Source organism: Sporosarcina sp. E16_8, assembly GCF_017347095.1.
Taxonomy (GTDB): Bacteria; Bacillota; Bacilli; order Bacillales_A; family Planococcaceae; genus Sporosarcina.
Window position 1 is genome coordinate 1 of sequence record NZ_JADPRZ010000107.1, and the last position, 2,013, is coordinate 2,013.

The following is a 2,013-nucleotide window of genomic DNA, read 5'->3' on the forward strand; positions in this document are numbered from 1 at the left end:
CTTTCTCTTGGTTGTACAATAAATGACGTTGGTGAAAGAAAATCCCCATCCCTTTAAAGGGAGATGAGGAGGATCTTCACTAACGTCATTTTTTATAAGTATATTGGATAAGGTAATCCTACTACCCGCTGGTTTCCGTTCCAAGCGGACGCTTTCCGCGGGCACGGCTTCAGCCGCTTCCCTCGCTCCGCTCAGTCCAGGGTCTTCAGCTCGCGCTGTTCCCGCTGGAGTCGCCGCTTTCCACTTCAAGCAGCTGGAGGGTCTGGGTAAGATAAATTCCCTTTATATATAGTGAGAAAACAAGTGAAATTCCCTGTAGAATAAAAGTCGACCAAAACCATCATTCAGGAGGAAATTCACTTGTCGTGTTCTAATAGTATTAAATCTTTGCTTGATATTCAAGACCCAAACGTTATTTTTGATGAAGATTGTGTAGAAGAAGGAACCTATAAAGGCAAACGGTGTAAATATATTTCCGGAAAATTAACCTATACTCCCACACATTGTGTGAAATGCGGTATAAAAAACACCGACTTTACAGTCTATAAAAACGGGACACAATTATCAAGAATTACCTTACCCATTACGGGTATAAATCCAACCTACCTACTTCTACAGAAACAACGTTTCATGTGCCAAGCCTGTCAAAGTAGTTATACCGCTAAAACACCGATTGTTCAACGGAATTGTTTTATTTCACAAAATGTAAAAGCACAAGTCATATTAAAGTCTGCCGAAGCACAGTCGCTTACGTCTATCGCGAGGGATTGTTCAGTATCACCCGCAACCGTTCAACGGCAAATTAATCAAGCCGCAAAACAATTTATCCCACACTACAAGGCACTACCTAAGCACCTTTCTTTTGATGAGTTCAAATACGCAAAAGGTGAAATGGCCTTCGAATATATAAATGCGGAATCAGGCGACATATTGGATATCCTAGATAGACGAGATAATCTTACGATTAAGAATCACTTTATTGTGAACTACAGTTTGACTGACCGTCAACATGTGGAAACCGTAACAATTGATATGAATGCGGGTTATGTAAGTGTGATTAAAGAATTATTTCCACGGGCAAAAATTATCATTGACCGATTCCATCTGGTTCAACTGATTAATCGCTCTATGAATAAATGTCGTATTCAGGTCATGAATCAGCTAAGAATGTCCAATGGGGACGATATGAAGAAATACCGTCGCCTTAAGCGTTATTGGAAGCTATTATTAAAAAAACGTTCATATCTATCCAGCGTAGAATATAAGTATTATCCATTGTTTGGCCAACGTACAGGGCAAAGTATTGTAGATGAGATGTTAAATTATGATCCTGTACTAAAAGCGAACTATGAACTTTATCAAAAATTAATGGAATCCATGGCAAATAAGGACTTCGAAGCACTATCGTCCTGTTTAACAAATGCGGTTCCATCTGCAATTTCAAATTATATGAGAACAAGTTTAAAAACGTTGAGAAAACATCTTCCATATATAGAAAACAGTTTTATTTACCCCTACAATAACGGAAGAATTGAAGGGAACAACAATAAGATCAAGGTATTGAATCGTGTCGCCTATGGATATAGAAACTTCCAGAACTATAGAAAACGGATTCTGTTACACTTCAAGTTAAAACCATCGGTTAAACAGCAGGAACAAGGACAATCCCATTTTGACGCTGCGTAACATGTATGAGAATTTAATAGGCTTGAAAGGCATTTGTCTATTTTTATGTAATTCACAAGTGCAATACTAGTTGTTTGTAGTGCAAGATGGCGACTCCAGCGGGAACAGCGCGAGCTGAAGACCCCACAGGAGCGTACTTTTCGCGACGAGGAGGCTGAAGCCGTGCCCGCGGAAAGCGTCCATCTGGAACGGAAAACAACGGGATACCTGGAAGACTATATGAAAAAGGACTATCCTGAAAAATCAGCTTTACTGACTTCCAGGATAGCCCGACAATAACTAAGTTATGGTTAGCTACTATTCTTCACCAACGTCATTTGACAAAGA

The 2,013-nt window shown here is 39.6% G+C and carries 1 protein-coding gene; it reads left to right on the plus strand.

Annotated features, from left to right (window positions below; translation table 11 throughout):
* Window positions 1-360 precede the first annotated feature (360 nt).
* Complete coding sequence (locus I2484_RS20935; protein ID WP_207152980.1) at window positions 361-1,686, plus strand: ISL3 family transposase; 1,326 nt, start codon at window positions 361-363, stop codon at window positions 1,684-1,686.
* Window positions 1,687-2,013 lie beyond the last annotated feature (327 nt).